Raw genomic sequence first — 16,630 nt, forward strand, 5'->3', positions numbered from 1 at the left:
CGCGAAAGCCATGTCACATCTTCTCGATCGCCTGAATTTCCTGGCGCGCAAGAACACCGGCACCTTCTCGCAGGGGCACGGCGTGACCACCAGCGAGAACCGGGACTGGGAGGAGGTCTACAGAAAGCGCTGGCAGCACGACAAAGTCGTGCGCTCCACCCATGGCGTGAACTGCACCGGTTCCTGTTCGTGGAAAATCTACGTCAAGGGCGGCATCGTCACCTGGGAAACCCAGCAGACCGACTATCCGCGCACCCGGCCCGATTTGCCGAACCACGAGCCGCGCGGCTGCTCGCGCGGCGCCAGCTACTCCTGGTACATGTATTCGGCCAACCGCGTGAAATACCCGCTGATCCGGTCCCGGCTGCTGAAACTGTGGCGCCGGGAAAGAGCGGTCAAGACACCGGTCGGCGCCTGGGCCGCGATCCAGGAGGATCCGGCCAAGCGCGCCGACTATATCAAGGTCCGCGGCCTCGGCGGCTTCGTGCGCGCCGAATGGGACGAGGTCAACGAGATCATCGCCGCTGCCAACGCCTATACGGCGAGAAAATGGGGCCCCGACCGGGTGATCGGGTTTTCGCCGATCCCGGCCATGTCGATGGTGTCCTACGCGGCCGGCTCGCGCTACCTGTCGCTTCTGGGCGGCGTGTGCATGTCCTTCTACGACTGGTATTGCGACCTGCCGCCGGCATCGCCCATGACTTGGGGTGAGCAGACCGACGTGCCGGAATCGGCCGACTGGTACAATGCCGGCTTCCTGATGCTGTGGGGGTCGAACGTGCCGCAGACGCGCACGCCCGACGCCCATTTCTACACCGAGGTCCGCTACAAGGGCACCAAGTCGGTCGTCGTGTCGCCGGATTATTCGGAGGCTGCGAAATTCTCCGACCTGTGGCTGCATCCCAAGCAGGGCACCGATGCCGCACTCGCCATGGCGATGGGCCACGTCATCCTGCGCGAGTTCCATCTCGACCGCCAGGCCGAATATTTCGAGGATTATTGCCGCCGCTACACCGACCTGCCGATGCTGGTGCGCCTGGTCGAGAAGGATGGCCGCTACGTTCCAGACCGCATGCTGCGCGCCGCCGATTTCAAGGGCGGGCTCGGCGAGAAGAACAATCCCGAATGGAAGACCGTCGCCATTGACGGCAAGACCAAGAAATGCGTCGCGCCGGCCGGCTCGATCGGCTTTCGCTGGGGCGAGAAGGGCAAGTGGAACCTCGAGGCCCGCGACGGCAAGGGCAAGGATGTCGAGCTCGACATGAGCCTGATCATGGACGAGGATCACGACGAGGTCGCCGCCGTCGCGTTTCCCTATTTCGGCAATCGTGAGCACGATCACTTCCAGGGCACTGACCATGACAGCGTGCTTGTCCGCTCGGTGCCCGCCAAAAAGATCAGGCTGGCCGAGGGCGAGGCGCTGGTCGCCACCGTGTTCGACCTGTTCGTCGCCAATTACGGGCTCGATCGCGGCCTGAACGACAAAAGCTGCGCCACGTCCTACGACGACGACCAGCCCTATACCCCAGCCTGGGCCGAAAAGATCACCGGCGTGCCGCGCGCGCAGATCATCGCGGTGGCGCGCGAGTTCGCCGCCAACGCCGAAAAGACCAATGGCCGGTCGATGGTCATTCTCGGCGCCGGCCTCAACCATTGGTACCACATGGACATGAACTACCGGGGGATCATCAATCTCCTGGTCATGTGCGGCTGCGTGGGCCAGTCCGGTGGTGGCTGGAGCCATTATGTCGGCCAGGAGAAGCTGCGTCCTCAGACCGGCTGGCTGCCGCTTGCCTTCGGTCTCGACTGGGGCCGGCCGCCACGGCAGATGAACTCGACCTCGTTCTTCTACGCCCATACCGATCAGTGGCGCTACGAGACGCTGAAGGTCGACGAGATTCTGTCGCCGACGGCGCCCGAGGGTCCGTGGGACGGCACGCTGATCGACTACAATATCCGCGCCGAGCGCATGGGCTGGCTGCCCTCGGCACCACAGCTCAAGGCCAACCCGCTCGACATCGCCGCCGCCGCTGCCAAGGCGAAGGAGGAGCCGAAGGACTATGTCGCCGCCCAACTCAAGGCCGGCACGCTGGAAATGGCCTGCGCGGATCCCGACGACGAGGCCAACTGGCCGCGCAACCTGTTCGTCTGGCGGTCAAACCTGCTCGGCTCGTCGGGCAAGGGGCACGAATATTTCCTGAAACACCTGCTTGGCACCTCGCACGGCCTGTTGGGCAAGGACCTCGGCGAGGAGGGCCGTCAGCGCGGCACCGATGTCGTGTGGCGCGACGAGGCGCCGGAAGGCAAGCTCGACCTTCTGGTCACGCTCGACTTCCGCATGTCCACCACCTGCGTCTATTCCGACATCGTGCTTCCGACCGCCACCTGGTACGAGAAGAACGACTTGAACACCTCCGACATGCATCCGTTCATCCACCCGCTCACGAGTGCGGCCGACCCGGCCTGGGAGGCCCGCAGCGACTGGGACATTTTTAAGGGCATCGCCAAGGCGTTTTCCGAGGTCGCGCCGGAAGTGCTCGGCGTGGAAAAGGATGTCGTTCTGGTGCCGATCCTGCACGACACACCGGGCGAGCTCGCCCAGCCGTTCGACGTCAGGGACTGGAAGAAGGGCGAGGTGGATCCTGTCCCCGGCAGGACCATGCCGGCGGTTGCCGTGGTCGAGCGCGACTATCCCAATCTCTACAAGCGCTTCACCGCGCTCGGGCCGCTGATGGACACGCTCGGAAACGGCGGCAAGGGCATCTCGTGGAACACCGAGCACGAGGTCGAACTGCTCGGCCGTCTCAACGGTGTCGTCACGGAGGAGGGCGCCACGAAGGGCCGCCCGCGCATCGACAGCGACATCGACGCGACCGAGGTGATCCTGTCGCTGGCGCCCGAAACCAATGGCGAGGTGGCGGTCAAGGCCTGGGAGGCGCTGTCGGCCAATACCGGCCGCGACCATTCCCATCTGGCGGTGCCGAAGGAAGACGAGAAGATCCGCTTCCGCGACATCGTCGCCCAGCCGCGCAAGATCATCTCCTCGCCGACCTGGTCGGGGCTTGAATCGGAAAAAGTCTGCTACAATGCCGGCTACACCAATGTCCACGAGTTGATCCCGTGGCGCACGCTGTCCGGTCGCCAGCAGCTCTACCAGGATCATCTGTGGATGCGCGCGTTCGGCGAGGCGTTGTGCGTCTACCGGCCGCCCATCGACACCAAGACGATCAATCCGGTCATCGAGGCCAAGTCGAACGGCAAGCCGCAGGTGGTGCTGAATTTCATCACGCCGCACCAGAAATGGGGCATCCACTCCACCTATTCCGACAATCTGATGATGCTGACGCTGAACCGCGGCGGCCCGGTGGTGTGGATCTCGGAGGTGGACGCGGCCAAGGCCGGCCTCGTCGACAATGACTGGGTCGAGGTCTTCAACGCCAACGGCGCCATCGTCGCCCGGGTGGTCGTGTCGCAGCGCATGAAGGAAGGCACGATCTTCATGTATCACGCCCAGGAGAAGATCGTGAACACGCCGGGGTCGCAGATCACCGGCCAGCGCGGCGGCATCCACAATTCGGTGACCCGCGCCATCACCAAGCCGACCCACATGATCGGCGGCTACGCCCACCAGGCCTACGGCTTCAACTATTACGGCACGGTCGGTTCCAACCGCGACGAGTTCGTTGTCGTGCACAAGCTGGACAAGGTCGACTGGCTCGAAGGCCCGTACGTTGAACCCGCTGCACACAAGGAGGCGGCAGAATGAAAGTTCGTGCGCAAATCGGCATGGTGCTCAATCTCGACAAATGCATCGGCTGTCACACCTGTTCGGTCACCTGCAAGAATGTGTGGACCAATCGAGAGGGCGTCGAATACGCCTGGTTCAACAATGTCGAGACCAAGCCGGGCATCGGTTATCCCAAGGAATGGGAAAACCAGAAGAAGTGGAACGGCGGCTGGACGCGCAAGGCGAACGGCAAGATCGAGCCGAAAATGGGCGCCAAATGGCGCATCCTGGCGAAAATCTTCGCCAATCCGGACCTGCCGGAGATCGACGACTATTACGAGCCGTTCGACTTCGACTATGGCCACCTGCAAACGGCCGGCGAAAGCCGGGCCTCGCCGACCGCGCGTCCGCGTTCGCAGATCACCGGCGAGCGGATGGAAAAGATCGAATGGGGCCCCAACTGGGAGGAAATCCTCGGCGGCGAGTTTTCCAAGCGGTCTGTCGACACCAATTTCGAAGGCGTCGAGAAGGAGATCTACGGCGAGTTCGAAAACACCTTCATGATGTATCTGCCGAGGCTGTGCGAGCACTGCCTCAACCCGACCTGCGTGGCGGCCTGTCCCTCTGGTGCGATCTACAAGCGCGAGGATGACGGCATCGTCCTGATCGACCAGGAAAAATGTCGGGGCTGGCGCATGTGCGTCTCCGGCTGCCCCTACAAGAAGATCTACTACAACTGGTCGTCGGGCAAATCCGAGAAATGCGTGTTCTGCTATCCGCGCATCGAGGCCGGGCAGCCGACCGTGTGTTCGGAGACCTGCGTCGGGCGCATCCGCTATCTCGGCGTCGTGCTCTACGACGCCGACCGCATCGCCGAGGCCGCCTCGACGGCCGACGAGCGTGATCTCTACGAAGAACAGCTGAAAGTCTTTCTCGACCCCAACGATCCGGCCGTGATCGCCCAGGCGCGCGCGGACGGCGTTCCCGATGCTTGGCTGGAGGCCGCCAGGAAATCGCCGGTCTACAAGATGGCGATGGACTGGAAGGTCGCCTTTCCGCTGCACCCCGAATACCGGACCCTGCCGATGGTCTGGTACATCCCGCCGCTTTCTCCGCTTCAGTCGGCGGCGGAGGCCGGCAAGATCGGCCTCGACGGCGCCATGCCGGACGTCCGCTCGCTGCGCATTCCGGTCCGTTATCTCGCCAATTTGCTCACCGCGGGCAAGGAGGCGCCCGTCGTCTCGGCGCTCGAGCGCATGCTTGCCATGCGCGCCTATATGCGCGCCAAAACGGTCGACGGCGTCATCGACGAGGCCGTCGCCGACAAGGTCGGCCTGACGGGAGAGATGATCGAGGAGATGTACCACGTGATGGCGATCGCCAATTACGAGGACCGCTTCGTCATCCCGACCTCGCATCGCGAGGTTTCCGAGGATGCCTACGACGTGCGCGGTTCCTGCGGCTTCTCCTTCGGCAATGGCTGTTCGGGCGGGTCCAGCGAGACCGATTTGTTCGGCGCCAAGCGCACGCGCACCGTGCAGACGCCGACCGACCTTTTCAAGGAGCGGGTGTGATGAACAAGACCCTCAAGATCGTCTCGCTGCTGCTCGCCTATCCGAGCGCCGAACTGCACGCGGCTTTGCCCGAACTGAAGGCGGCGTTGGGCGAGGCCGGCCTCGACGCCAGGCGCGGCCGGTTGCTCGAACGTCTCATCGACGACCTCGCCGCGTGCGACCTCTACGACGCCCAGGAGCGTTACGTCTTCCTGTTCGACCGGACCCGCTCGCTGTCGCTTCATCTGTTCGAGCACGTGCACGGCGAAAGCCGCGACCGCGGCCAGGCCATGGTCGACCTGATGGCCATGTACGAGGCCGACGGTTTCGAGATCGATGCGAAGGAATTGCCCGACTACCTGCCTTTGTTCCTGGAATATCTGTCGGTCAAGCCGGCCGACGAGGCGGGGGAGCTGCTCGGCCAGACGGCGCATATCCTTACGGTGCTGCGCGAGCGGCTGAAGAAGCGCAAATCGATCTACGCCAATGCCTTCGCCGTTCTGGAGGCGCTGACGCGGGCAAAGCCGGATGCCGGGCTCACCCGTGACCTTCTGGCGATGCCGGAGGACGACCCGGCCGATCTGGAGGCGCTCGACCGCGTCTGGGAGGAGGAGGCCGTCACCTTCGGCGGCAATGCCGGCGAGGGCGCCTGCGGCCCCGACCGGCTGCAACGCCAGGTCCGGGCCGCGCGCCGCAATCCCGCCGGCGCGCCGCAAGCGCCGAACGCCTGAGAGGAAACCGCCATGCCTGATTTCTTCAACACGCTGCTTTTCGGGATCTATCCCTATATCGCGCTTGCGGTGCTGATCCTGGGCACCGTCGTGCGCTACGACCGCGAACCCTACACGTGGCGGTCCGGCTCTTCGCAATTGCTGCGCCGCAAGCAGCTCGTCTGGGGCTCGGTGCTGTTTCATGTCGGCGTTCTGGTGATCTTTTTCGGTCACCTGTTCGGGCTGTTGACCCCGATCGCCATCTTCGACGCGCTTGGCATCAGCCACGGCGCCAAGCAGCTGCTGGCCATCGTCGCCGGCGGCGTCGCCGGCATCATGGCGATTGTCGGCGCGACGCTGCTCGTCCACCGCCGCCTGTTCGATGCGCGCGTGCGCGCCGCGTCGAGCCCGACTGACACCATGATCATCGTGCTTTTGTGGATCCAGCTCGCGCTCGGCCTGCTGACGATCCCGGTCTCGCTGCAGCATCTCGACGGCGAGGAGATGGTGAAATTCATGAACTGGGCGCAGGGCATCTTCACTTTCAACGGCGCCGCGTCGGGTTACGTCGCCGATGCCTCCATCATCTTCAAGCTTCACCTGGTGCTCGGCCTGACGATCCTGCTTTTGTTCCCGTTCACGCGCCTGGTGCACATGCTGAGCGTCCCGCTGCGCTATCTGTGGCGGCCGGGTTACCAGGTGGTGCGCGAGCGCAACCGCCGCGCGGCCCAGACGCGCCTACCCGCGGAGTGAACCATGACGACGCTTTATCGCAATCCCTCGCTCGACAAGCCGGAGACGGCCCAGGACGGCGGCTACACCAGCTACCGCGAGCCCGACACGCGGGTTCCGCCCAAGGCCGCGCCGGTCATCGCTGAGATCGCCGTCAACAGTGTCGCGATCCCCGAAAACGATGTTTTGGCCGAGGCGCAGAACCATCCGGCCGAAAATCCGGGCGCCGCCCTGCGCGCCGCCGCCGAGGCGCTGGTGGTGCGCGAACTGCTCTGGCAGGAGGCGCAGCGCCTCGGGCTCGACAGCGCGCCCCGGCGCGACGAGGCCGGTCGGGCCGAGACGGCGCGCGATGCCGCCATCCGCGTCCTGATCGAGCGCGAGGTCCAGGCGCCAAGCGCCTCGGCCGCGGAATGCCGGCGCTATTATGAACGGCATCCAGAGAAGTTCGTCACGCCAACGCTGCTGGAGGCCCGTCACATCCTTGTCGCCGCGCCGCCAAACGACCGCGAGGCCCGTGCCGCCGCGCGCGGCCGCGCGGAGGCGTTGTGCGCGGCGCTTGGCGAGGAGCCGGCGCGGTTCGCGGTCCTGGCCGCCGAGCATTCCGATTGTCCGTCGCGCCAGCAAGATGGCAATCTCGGCCAGCTGACGCGCGGCAGCACGGTGGCCGAGTTCGAAGAGGCCGCGGCGGACATGCGCGAGGGCGAGATCTCGGCCGCGCCGGTGGAAAGCCGTTTCGGCTTCCACGTCATCGCCCTCGACCGGCGCATCGAGGGCGAGGCGCTGCCCTTTGAGGCGGTCGCCGAGCGCATCGCCGCCTGGCTCGAGGCCTCTTCCTGGTCGAAGGCGGTATCGCACTATATCGCCGTGCTGGCCGGACAGGCTGAACTGCGCGGCATCGCCTTGAACGCGGCCGAGGGACCGTTGCTTCAATAGGGAGGACGCAATGGACACGCATGACGAATCCTTGCGCATGGCGTTGGAAACGCTGGCATCGCCGCCCCCGGCGGACCAGCTTGCCGCGCCGCTGGACTATCTGTTCGCCGAACATTTCCGCCAGCGCATATTGTGTTGGATGGTCGACCGCGTCGCCGACGCGCCCGAAACGGACCGCGCGTGCGCGGGCGCCATCCTGCGCTTCCTGCGCGAGGATTTCGGCATCCATGTGCTCGACGAGGAGGAGGATTTGTTTCCGCTGATACGCCGGCGGGCCGAGCCGGAGGATCGCGTCGAGGATGTGCTGGACGAACTGAGCCAGGAGCACGCCTCCGACCATCTTGACGCGACGGCCATCGTCGCGGGGCTTTCGGCGCCGCGGACCACGCGCCTCGCCGCGGCCTTCCGTGGCCTGCTGCATCGCTTCGCGGCCAATGAGCGCCGGCATCTGATCGTGGAGAACGCGATCGTCCTGCCCCTCGCCCGCGCGCGGCTGACCCTTGACGATTTGGGCAGTCTCGGGCGGCGCATGGCGGCGCGCCGCGGCGTCGACTATCCGCAAAATGCAGGTGCCGCGCGGCCTGCCTGACCGCGATGTCCGCCGGGCGGCGGACATCTGTCTTGCCGCTCGACCGTCGACCGGCGCAATCGCCTGAGGAGACCTGCCATGACCGATCAGACCATTGCTGTCGCCGCGGTCCGGTTCGCGGCCGGCGAACACATCGACGACCTGCTCGAAAGCGTCGCCCGTGCCGTCGGGGCGCGCGGCTTCCGGGTGGCGGGGTACCTGCAGCGCGAGACGCCGGACGGGCCGGGCTGCTGTGGGGTGACGTATCTGGAAGACCTCGCCGGCGGCGCGCGCACACGCCTGTCCCAGCCGCTCGGCGCCGGCGCGCGCGGCTGTCGCCTCGATCCGCAGGCGCTTGCCGAGGCCGCCTGCCGGCTGGAGGCGACGATCGGCCCGCGGACCGACCTCGTCGTGCTGAACCGCTTCGGCAAGGCGGAAGCCGATGGGCACGGATTTCGCGACGTGATCGCGGCCGCCTGCGAGCTCGGCGTACCGGTGCTGACGGCCGTACGCGAGCCATATCGGCCGGTCTGGAACGCGTTCACGGACGGCCTCGGCGCGCTGCTTTCGCCCGAGCCTGCCGGGGTCGCGCGCTGGGCGCTGGACACCGTCCGCGCCCGCCGGTCGCCGCGCGCCGCCTGACGCCTTGCCGGCCGCCGATCCCGTCCCGACCCGTCTCCGGGCGCGATCCCGCCGCCGCGCTGGCGAACCCGGCTTGCGGCTGCTATAGCGGCTGCGATCGCACGCAAGCCCGTCGTCGACGGGACAAAACTTGGAAACATGCCAGCGACTATGAAAGCTGCCGGCCAAAAACTCGCCATCGCGCCGATGATGGAGTGGACGGATCGTCATTGCCGCTATTTGCACCGGCAACTGACCCGCCGCACCGCGCTCTACACCGAAATGGTGGTGGCCGATGCGGTTCTGCACGGCGAGCGGACGCGGCTGCTCGGGTTCGATCCCGCCGAGCACCCCGTCGCCCTGCAGCTCGGCGGCGCGCAGCCGCAAAAACTCGCCGAAGCGGCCGCGATCGCGGCCGGGTTCGGCTATGACGAGGTCAACCTCAATGTCGGCTGCCCGTCCGACCGCGTCCAGTCGGGCACGTTCGGCGCCTGTCTGATGAAGGAGCCGGCGCTGGTCGGCGCCTGTGTGGCGGCCATGAAGGCGGCCTGCGCCGTGCCGGTGACGGTCAAATGCCGGCTCGGCGTCGACGACCAGGACACAGGCCCCGCGCTCGACGCGCTCGCCGATGCCGTCTTTGCCGCGGGTGCCGACGCGCTGTGGGTGCACGCCCGCAAGGCCTGGCTGAAGGGGCTGAGCCCGAAGGAAAACCGCGACGTGCCGCCGCTCGACTATGCGCGCGTCTACCGCCTCAAGCAGCGCCTGCCCGACCGTTTCATCGGCATCAATGGCGGCATCGCCACGCTGGACGAGGCCTCGGCGCATCTTTGCCATGTCGACGGCGTCATGCTCGGCCGCGCCGCCTATCACCAGCCCGCCCTGCTGGCCGAGGCCGACCGGCTGATCTTCGGCGAGACGCGCGCGCCGGTCGCGCTCGGCGACGTCGTGGCCGCCATGGCCCGCTACGCGGCCGCCCATATCGACGGCGGCGGCCGGCTCGCCCATGTCACCCGCCACATGGTCGGCCTGTGCCACGGCCTGCCGGGGGCGCGCCGTTTCAGGCAGATCCTGTCGAGCGAGGCCACCCGGCCGGGCGCCGGCCCCGAGGTGCTGTTGCGCGCCTTCGCCGCCGTCGACCGGGAGGCGGCCGACAAGGCCGCCTGAGCCGCGCGCTTGCCGACCGAAACCCGCCGATGCCGCCCGTGCCGCTTCGTGGCCCGGGCCCCGCAGGCCGAGAGGCCGGCGAAGGCGACAACGCTATTTTGGATCGCGGCCCGCGCGGCTGGACGATCGCACGGAGACTGCGCGTGAACGAACTGCCGATCGGCGATATTGTCAGCCTGGCCCTGGGGGCGGCCGCGGCCGGGGCCGCGTCGGGCCTGTTGGCCGGGCTGTTCGGCATTGGCGGCGGTGCGGTGCTGGTGCCGATCTTCTACCAGGCGCTCGGCGCGCTCGGCGTCGACGAAGCCGTGCGCATGCATGTCGCGGTCGGCACGTCGCTCGCCATCATCGTGCCGACCGCGCTGCGCTCCTTCCAGGCCCATTTCGCGCGCGGGGCCGTCGACGTCGCGCTGTTGCGCAGTTTCGTCTTCGCCGTTCCGGCCGGCGTGGTGGTGGCGAGCCTCGTCGCCGCGTCGATCTCCAGCGCCGGCTTGCGGCTGGTGTTTGCCGCCATCGCGCTCGCCGTCGGTCTCAGGCTGCTGTTCAACCGCCCCCATTGGCGCTTGGGCGACCGGGTTCCCGAAAACCCCTGGCGGGCGCTGATCGGTTTTCTGATCGGGCTCTCCTCGACGCTGATGGGCATTGGCGGCGGCGTCATGAACAACACCTTCATGACGCTTTACGGCCGTCCGATCCACCAGGCGGTGGCCACGTCGGCCGGCGTCGGCGTGCTGATCGCGATTCCCGGCTCGATCGGTTATGTGTGGGCCGGCTGGGGCAATCCGCTGCTTCCGGTCGGCTCGACCGGCTTCGTCAACTGGATCGCGCTGGCGCTGATCTTTCCCGTCACCATTGCCACCGCGCCGCTCGGCGTCAGGCTGTCGCACGCGCTTGAGCGGCGCCATCTGGAAATCGGCTTCGGCCTGTTCATGCTGGTGGTGGCGGCGCGCTTCGCCTGGAGCCTGCTGGGCTGACGGTTCAGTCGCGCAGGATCATCACGTCGCCGCGCACGTCGAAGCCGGCCAGCGTTTCCAGAAAATTCATCCCGAGCAGGCTTTGCCCCAGCGCGCCGGGCGCCGCGACCAGCACCGCAAGCCCGTTGCGTTCGATCGGGCCGAGCGTGATCGTGCCGACCGAGGTCGCCGCCGCGCGCGCGACGCCGTTGGCGGTCGAGACCGGGACGCGGAAGGAAAGCGCGGCGACATCGATGCCGGCCCGGCCGGCATCCGCGGCCGTCAGCACGATCGAACTGGCCCCGGTATCGACGACGAAATGCACCGTGGCGCCGTCGACTTGGGCACGGGCGCCGAAATGGCCGTCGCCGCGCTTGTCGAGCCTCACCGCGCTGCCGCCCTCGATCGACATTGGGCTGCCGGGCACGATGCCGGCGGTTATGCGGCTGGCGACATCCTGCAGCTCGTAGCGATACTGGTAGCCGGCCACCAGCACCAGGATGATGAGGAGCCACACCGCGACGTTGCGGGCGATATCGCCGAGCTTCATGCGCGTGGCGATGATGGAGGCGGCCAGAACGAGGCCCCACACGCCCAGATAGAGCGTGCGCGCGAACGCGTCGTCGTCGAGGCCGAACACCGTGCCGCGGTCGCCGCTGGTCACCAGCAGGATGAGCCCGCCGCCGATAAGGGCGATGATGAGCCAGAACAGTCGCGACACGGCTCAGTCCGCCGCGCCGCGCGCGCGCGCCAGGCGTGCGCGTTTGGTCTCGCGCCGCGGCTTGCGTTCGACCGTCTCCAGCCGGGCCGGCAGTTCGGCCATCACCTGGCGGCGCGCCTCGGCCGTCATCGCGATCCATTGGGCGATCTCGTCGCGCGTGCGTCCGCAGCCGAAGCAATAGCCGGTCTTGAAGTCGATAGAGCAGACCAGGATGCAGGGCGATTCGATCGCGGCCATCAAAAATCCTTTCCAGTCTCACCGCAGATGGGACAGTTTTCCGGCCCGCGCAAGGGCGTTTGCGCCCGCCTTTGTCGCGGGCGCGGCCGCGATGCGGCGTTGGCGGCCATTGTTCCGCGCGCGCCATGGGGTTATGCCGGCTCCCGGATTACGATTTGAGGCTTTCATGACCACCGGCTTGCCCTTCGACGATTTCCGCAACCTGCTGCGCGGCCTCGCGCGCGCCGAAGAGGGACCGGCCGATGCCGTGCGCGCGCGCCTCGACGAACTGGCGCCGGCCGGCTCTCTCGGCGCGCTGGGCGAAATCGCTGGCTGGCTCGCGCGCGCCAGCCAGCGCATGCCGCCGGTGGTGAGCCGCCCGCAGCTTGCGCTGTTTGCCGGCACGCACGGCCTTGCCCGCCACGACGTGTCGGCGCGCGCCCCGTCCTGGACCGCGGCCATGGTCGAGCATTGCGCGGCCGGCGGTGCGGCGATCAACCAGGCCTGCCTGGCCGACGATGTCGCGCTCAAAGTCTTCGACCTGGCGCTCGACCTGCCGACCGGCGACATAAGCCGCGACGCCGCCTTCGACGAGCGCGGCTGCGCGGCCACCATGGCGTTCGGCATGGAGGCGGCAAGCGCGGAGACCAGCCTGCTCGTGCTTGGCGATTTCAGCGTCGGCGGGGCGGTTGCCGCCGCCTGCGTGCTGGCCGCGCTGCAGGGCGGGAGCGGTCGCGACTGGGTGCCGCTCCTGGTTCAGGCCGGCGAGGCGAGGGCGGAGCCGGCCCGGGCCGTCATCGACGCCGCCCTCGCGCATCACGCCGGCCATCTGCGCGATCCGCTCGAAGCGCTGCGCCGGCTCGGCGGTCGTGAGATCGCGGCGATCGCCGGGGCGATCGTGTCGGCGCGGGTGCAAAACATTCCCGTGATCCTCGACGGGCTCGCGGCCGTTGCCGCCGCCGCCGTGCTGCACGCGCTCAACGCCGAGGCGGTAACGCATTGCCGCCTGGCCGCGTCGGCTCCCGATGGCCTTTTGGCCGGCGTCGTCGGGCGGCTTGCGATCGAACCGGTGCTTGCCGCCGGCAACCTTCCCGGCGGCGGCATCGCCGGCACGCTTGCCGTCGGCACGGTCAGGACGGCGGCGCTCTGCCTGTCGGGCCTGCGCCCGATGCCCGTGCCCGCCTGAACGCTCAGGCCGCGCTCGCCTTCCCGGCCCGAGGACGGGCGGCGGCGAGCGGCGCCATGACGCGAGCGGCCGGAAAGATGGCGGTCGCCTCGGTGCCCAGGCGCAGCTTGGACCGCAGCTCGAACCGCCCGCCATGGATTTCCAGCAGGCCCTGGACGATCGGAAGCCCGAGCCCGGTGCCCTGTTCGGCGCTCTTGATGGCGATCGAGCCCTGACCGAAGGCCGACAGGACCACCGGGATCTCCTCGGCCGGGATGCCCGGGCCGTTGTCGCGCACCGAAATATATTGTCCGCCGCCGGTGGTCCAGCCGGCACGGACCCGGATTTCGCCGCCGGTCGGCGCGAATTTGATAGCGTTCGACAACAGGTTCAAGGTGATCTGGCGTACGGCCCGTTCGTCGGCAAAGAGCGGCGGCAGCGCGGGCTCGAACTCGCGCGCGATGTGCAGGTCCTTGTTGCGCGCCTTGAGTTCGACCATGTTGCAGCAATCCTCGACCGTGTTGGCGATGTCGACCGGCTCCTCCTTCAGCTTGTAGCGTCCGGCCTCGATGCGCGAAATGTCGAGGATCTCATTGATCAGCGCCAGCAGATGGTGGCCCGAATCGTGGATGCTGCGCGCGTAGTCACGATAGGTCTCGTTCTCGAGCGGCCCCAAAACCTGTTCAGCCATCACTTCGGAAAACCCCAGTATCGCATTGAGAGGAGTCCGCAATTCATGGCTCATGGAGGCCAGAAACCGCGACTTGGCGAGATTGGCTTCCTCGGCGCGCCGGCGTGCCTCGTCGGAGATCGACTTGGCCGTCTCCAATTCCGCGATCAGCCCGTCCTTTTCGGTCCGAAACGACAGCAGCATCACCGCCGAGCGGTGCAGATGGCCGGCGATGTAGGAAAAGAACGGCAGCGAGGCGGCCAGAAGCCCGGCCATGGCGGCGTCGACCGGATTCCACAAATTGACCGCGAGCCCGATATAGGCCACCACCGGCAGGCCGAACGTGGCCAGCAGCGCGCCGCGCAGCGCATAGGCCAGGATCGCCGTGGCGGCGACGGCAAACAGCAGCACCACGCCCTTGACGGTCGCAAACTGGTCGATCTGACAGCTCTCGCAGCTCAACAGCGCGAACCAGGTCCAGCACAGTCCGGTCACGGCATGGGCGCCCAGCAGCAGAATACGCACCGACGCCACGTCGATGTCGCCCGCCTCCCTTTTGGCGATATGGGCCGCGAACAGGCCGAGCCCGGCATAGGCGACCGCCGTCAGCACCGCCCAGAACGCCACTTGCGGTCCCATCCCGGCCACGAGGCCGGCGGCGGCGACGACGCCCGCCAGCACCGGCAGCACGGCGGCACGGCCGGTCAGCGCACCGGCATGCAGGCGCAGCATTTCCCGGTCGAAGGCGGGATTGCCGGGTTGCTGGGACAGCCGGTCGCGGGTTTCCCGCACCGTGCGCGCAAGGTCGGCGTTGCGGTGGGCCTTGGTGCGGTCCACAATGTTCTTGTCCGCCATGGTGGAGCGTCTTGGCGCCATCGCAACCGGGTTTTCCAAATTTGGATCGACAGCGGAGAATTACTTCCGAATGGTTAAGAGTCCCTTCCGGTGACCAGATTGCTGCGCCGCCTGCCGGTGGCGAAAACCGGGCGTCGCCGCGGGACGCGGCCGCTGCGCCGGCTGTTCGACATCGCGCTGACGGTGGCGCTTTTCGCGGTTGTCGCCGTGCTTGTTGCCCGGCTGGAGGAAACCGCCACCGTCGAACGGCGCGGCCAGGCCTCGGTCGGTGACGGCGACAGCCTGACGCTTGCGGGCCGGCGCATCCGGCTTGTCGGCATCGATGCGCCCGAACTCGCCCAGTCGTGCCGGCGCGACGGCGCCGACTATGCCTGCGGGCGCGCCGCGCGCGACGCGCTGCGCGCGCTGGTTGGCCAGCACGCGGTCGTCTGCCGTGGCCACGAAACCGATCGCTTCGGCCGTCTTTTGGCGGTTTGCCACGCCGGCGACACCGAATTGAACCGCACGATGGTCGAAAAGGGCTGGGCGGTGTCCTACGGGGATTATGGCGGGGCCGAAAGGCGGGCGCGGGCCGAATCGCGCGGCCTGTGGGCCGGGCAGTTCGAGCGTCCGCGTGCCTGGCGTGCCGTTCACGGTCGCGCGAGCGACATCGAAATCGGCCTTGCGGAGCGTCTGCGGGCTTGGGTCGCGGCGCTGTTTGGTGCAGGCTGACGCCACGATCGCATGGCGGCCGTGCGCAATTTTTGCCGGGAGGTGGAAGGTGAAGCTTTATGATGGCGGACGCGCGCCCAATCCGCGCCGCGTCAGGGTTTTTCTGGCCGAAAAGGGCATCGAGGTTCCATGCGTGCCCATCGACATGGGCGCGATGGGCCATCGCGACGCGGAAGTCACCCGCCGCAACCCGCTGCAGCGTCTGCCGGTATTGGAGCTCGACGACGGCACCATCCTGACCGAGTCGATCGCGATCTGCCGCTATTTCGAGGAGCTCCATCCCGAGCCGGCGCTGTTCGGCCGTGGCGCCCTCGGCAAGGCGCAGGTGGAGATGTGGCAACGCCGCCTGGAACTGAATTTCCTCTTCACCGTCGGCCAGGCCTTTCGCCACATCCACCCGGCGATGAAGGAATGGGAAGTGCCGCAGATCGCCGAGTGGGGCGAAGTCAACAAGCCGCGCACCGTGCAATTTCTGGAAATCTTCGACCGCGAGCTTCAAGACCGCGAATTCGCCGCCGGTGACGACTACTCCGTGGCCGACATCACCGGCATGATCGGCATCGATTTCATGAAACCGGCGCGCATCGCGCTACCCGAGGAGTTGCGCAACGTGCGGCGCTGGTACGAGACGGTGTCCGCCCGGCCGAGCGCGCGGGCGTGATGCCGGCCGATCCGATCACCGAGCTCGACCGGCTGGCGGGCGAAATCCGCGCCTGCCGGGTCTGCCGCGACCAGCCCCAGGGGCGGCCGCTGCCGCACGAACCACGCCCGGTCGTCGTCGCCTCGTCGACGGCGCCGGTGTTGATCGCTGGGCAGGCGCCGGGGCTTCGCGTGCACGAGACCGGCATTCCGTTTAACGACCGCTCCGGCGACCGGTTGCGCGACTGGCTCGGCGTCTCGCGCGAGGCGTTTTACGATCCCTGCCTGTTTGCGATCGCGCCGATGGGGTTTTGCTTTCCCGGCTACGACGCCAAGGGCAGCGACCTGCCGCCGCGCCGGGAATGCGCGCCGGCCTGGTATGGCCGGCTGATGAAGTTGATGCCGCAGCTCGAACTGGTCGTGGCGGTCGGCCAGCACGCGCAGCGTTGGCATCTGCGCGCCGCGCGCCGGACCACGCTGACGGAAACGGTTGCCGCCTGGGCGGAGATCTTTGCCCGGCCCGGGCGCCCAAAAGTCCTGCCGCTGCCGCATCCGTCCTGGCGCAATACCGGCTGGCTCAAGCGCAATCCCTGGTTCGAGAGCGAGTTGCTGCCCGTGTTGCGGCGAGAAATCGCAACCCGCATCGGACCGATGAAATAGAACGCGCCCTGCCGATTTTCGTATTGGGGGAGAAA

16 protein-coding genes are annotated in these 16,630 nt (G+C 67.5%); 13 read left to right on the plus strand and 3 right to left on the minus strand.

Features of this window, described 5'->3' with window-relative positions; translation table 11 throughout:
- Window positions 1-10 precede the first annotated feature (10 nt).
- The 9 genes from EP380_RS06280 to EP380_RS06320 all read left to right on the plus strand — a co-directional run bounded on the left by EP380_RS06280 (window position 11) and on the right by EP380_RS06320 (window position 10,979).
- Complete coding sequence (locus EP380_RS06280; RefSeq protein ID WP_127597428.1) at window positions 11-3,766, plus strand: nitrate reductase subunit alpha; 3,756 nt, start codon at window positions 11-13, stop codon at window positions 3,764-3,766.
- On the plus strand, window positions 3,763-5,301 hold the full coding sequence (gene narH / locus EP380_RS06285; protein WP_106569705.1) for a nitrate reductase subunit beta: 1,539 nt from the start codon (window positions 3,763-3,765) through the stop codon (window positions 5,299-5,301). Before EP380_RS06280 ends, narH begins: the two co-directional genes overlap by 4 nt.
- Window positions 5,301-6,011, plus strand: coding sequence for a nitrate reductase molybdenum cofactor assembly chaperone (gene narJ / locus EP380_RS06290; protein WP_127597430.1), 711 nt, complete (start codon window positions 5,301-5,303; stop codon window positions 6,009-6,011). The genes narH and narJ overlap by 1 nt, the downstream gene beginning before the upstream one ends.
- A 12-nt stretch (window positions 6,012-6,023) precedes the next feature.
- Window positions 6,024-6,743, plus strand: coding sequence for a respiratory nitrate reductase subunit gamma (gene narI, locus EP380_RS06295; RefSeq protein WP_127597432.1), 720 nt, complete (start codon window positions 6,024-6,026; stop codon window positions 6,741-6,743).
- 3 nt (window positions 6,744-6,746) lie between these two features.
- Entirely contained in the window at window positions 6,747-7,655 is a 909-nt protein-coding gene (locus EP380_RS06300; RefSeq protein ID WP_127597434.1) for a peptidylprolyl isomerase, read from the plus strand.
- A gap of 10 nt (window positions 7,656-7,665) precedes the next feature.
- Window positions 7,666-8,244: a hemerythrin domain-containing protein gene (locus EP380_RS06305; RefSeq protein ID WP_238719749.1), complete on the plus strand. Its 579-nt coding sequence runs from the start codon at window positions 7,666-7,668 to the stop codon at window positions 8,242-8,244.
- Between the two features lie 78 nt (window positions 8,245-8,322).
- Complete coding sequence (locus EP380_RS06310) at window positions 8,323-8,865, plus strand: DUF2478 domain-containing protein (protein ID WP_106569701.1); 543 nt, start codon at window positions 8,323-8,325, stop codon at window positions 8,863-8,865.
- Window positions 8,866-9,015: 150 nt separating this feature from the next.
- A complete protein-coding gene (dusA, locus tag EP380_RS06315) occupies window positions 9,016-10,008 on the plus strand; it encodes a tRNA dihydrouridine(20/20a) synthase DusA (protein WP_127597437.1) in 993 nt (330 codons plus the stop codon).
- A gap of 143 nt (window positions 10,009-10,151) precedes the next feature.
- A complete protein-coding gene (locus tag EP380_RS06320) occupies window positions 10,152-10,979 on the plus strand; it encodes a sulfite exporter TauE/SafE family protein (RefSeq protein WP_420845844.1) in 828 nt (275 codons plus the stop codon).
- A gap of 4 nt (window positions 10,980-10,983) precedes the next feature.
- Here the strand turns inward: EP380_RS06320 and EP380_RS06325 are convergent, their stop codons facing one another.
- Together EP380_RS06325 and EP380_RS06330 are read right to left on the minus strand one after the other, a co-directional pair.
- A complete protein-coding gene (locus tag EP380_RS06325; RefSeq protein WP_127597441.1) occupies window positions 10,984-11,679 on the minus strand; it encodes a TIGR02281 family clan AA aspartic protease in 696 nt (231 codons plus the stop codon).
- Window positions 11,680-11,682: 3 nt separating this feature from the next.
- Complete coding sequence (locus EP380_RS06330; protein WP_106569697.1) at window positions 11,683-11,916, minus strand: DUF1289 domain-containing protein; 234 nt, start codon at window positions 11,914-11,916, stop codon at window positions 11,683-11,685.
- 166 nt (window positions 11,917-12,082) lie between these two features.
- Here EP380_RS06330 and EP380_RS06335 point away from each other — a divergent pair, with 166 nt between their 5' ends.
- Window positions 12,083-13,081: a nicotinate-nucleotide--dimethylbenzimidazole phosphoribosyltransferase gene (locus EP380_RS06335; protein WP_127597443.1), complete on the plus strand. Its 999-nt coding sequence runs from the start codon at window positions 12,083-12,085 to the stop codon at window positions 13,079-13,081.
- Between the two features lie 4 nt (window positions 13,082-13,085).
- On the opposite strand, the gene EP380_RS06340 is transcribed toward EP380_RS06335, so the two are convergent.
- Complete coding sequence (locus tag EP380_RS06340) at window positions 13,086-14,606, minus strand: sensor histidine kinase (RefSeq protein ID WP_106569695.1); 1,521 nt, start codon at window positions 14,604-14,606, stop codon at window positions 13,086-13,088.
- Window positions 14,607-14,675: 69 nt separating this feature from the next.
- Between EP380_RS06340 and EP380_RS06345 the strand changes: the two genes are divergently transcribed.
- The 3 genes from EP380_RS06345 to EP380_RS06355 are packed head-to-tail and all read left to right on the plus strand — an operon-like array spanning window position 14,676 to window position 16,595.
- A complete protein-coding gene (locus tag EP380_RS06345; RefSeq protein ID WP_106569694.1) occupies window positions 14,676-15,296 on the plus strand; it encodes a thermonuclease family protein in 621 nt (206 codons plus the stop codon).
- Between the two features lie 49 nt (window positions 15,297-15,345).
- Entirely contained in the window at window positions 15,346-15,957 is a 612-nt protein-coding gene (locus tag EP380_RS06350; protein ID WP_106569693.1) for a glutathione S-transferase, read from the plus strand.
- Window positions 15,957-16,595: a uracil-DNA glycosylase family protein gene (locus EP380_RS06355; RefSeq protein WP_127597445.1), complete on the plus strand. Its 639-nt coding sequence runs from the start codon at window positions 15,957-15,959 to the stop codon at window positions 16,593-16,595. Before EP380_RS06350 ends, EP380_RS06355 begins: the two co-directional genes overlap by 1 nt.
- Window positions 16,596-16,630 lie beyond the last annotated feature (35 nt).

It is taken from the genome of Nitratireductor alexandrii (assembly GCF_004000215.1).
GTDB lineage: Bacteria > Pseudomonadota > Alphaproteobacteria > Rhizobiales > Rhizobiaceae > Mangrovimarina > Mangrovimarina alexandrii.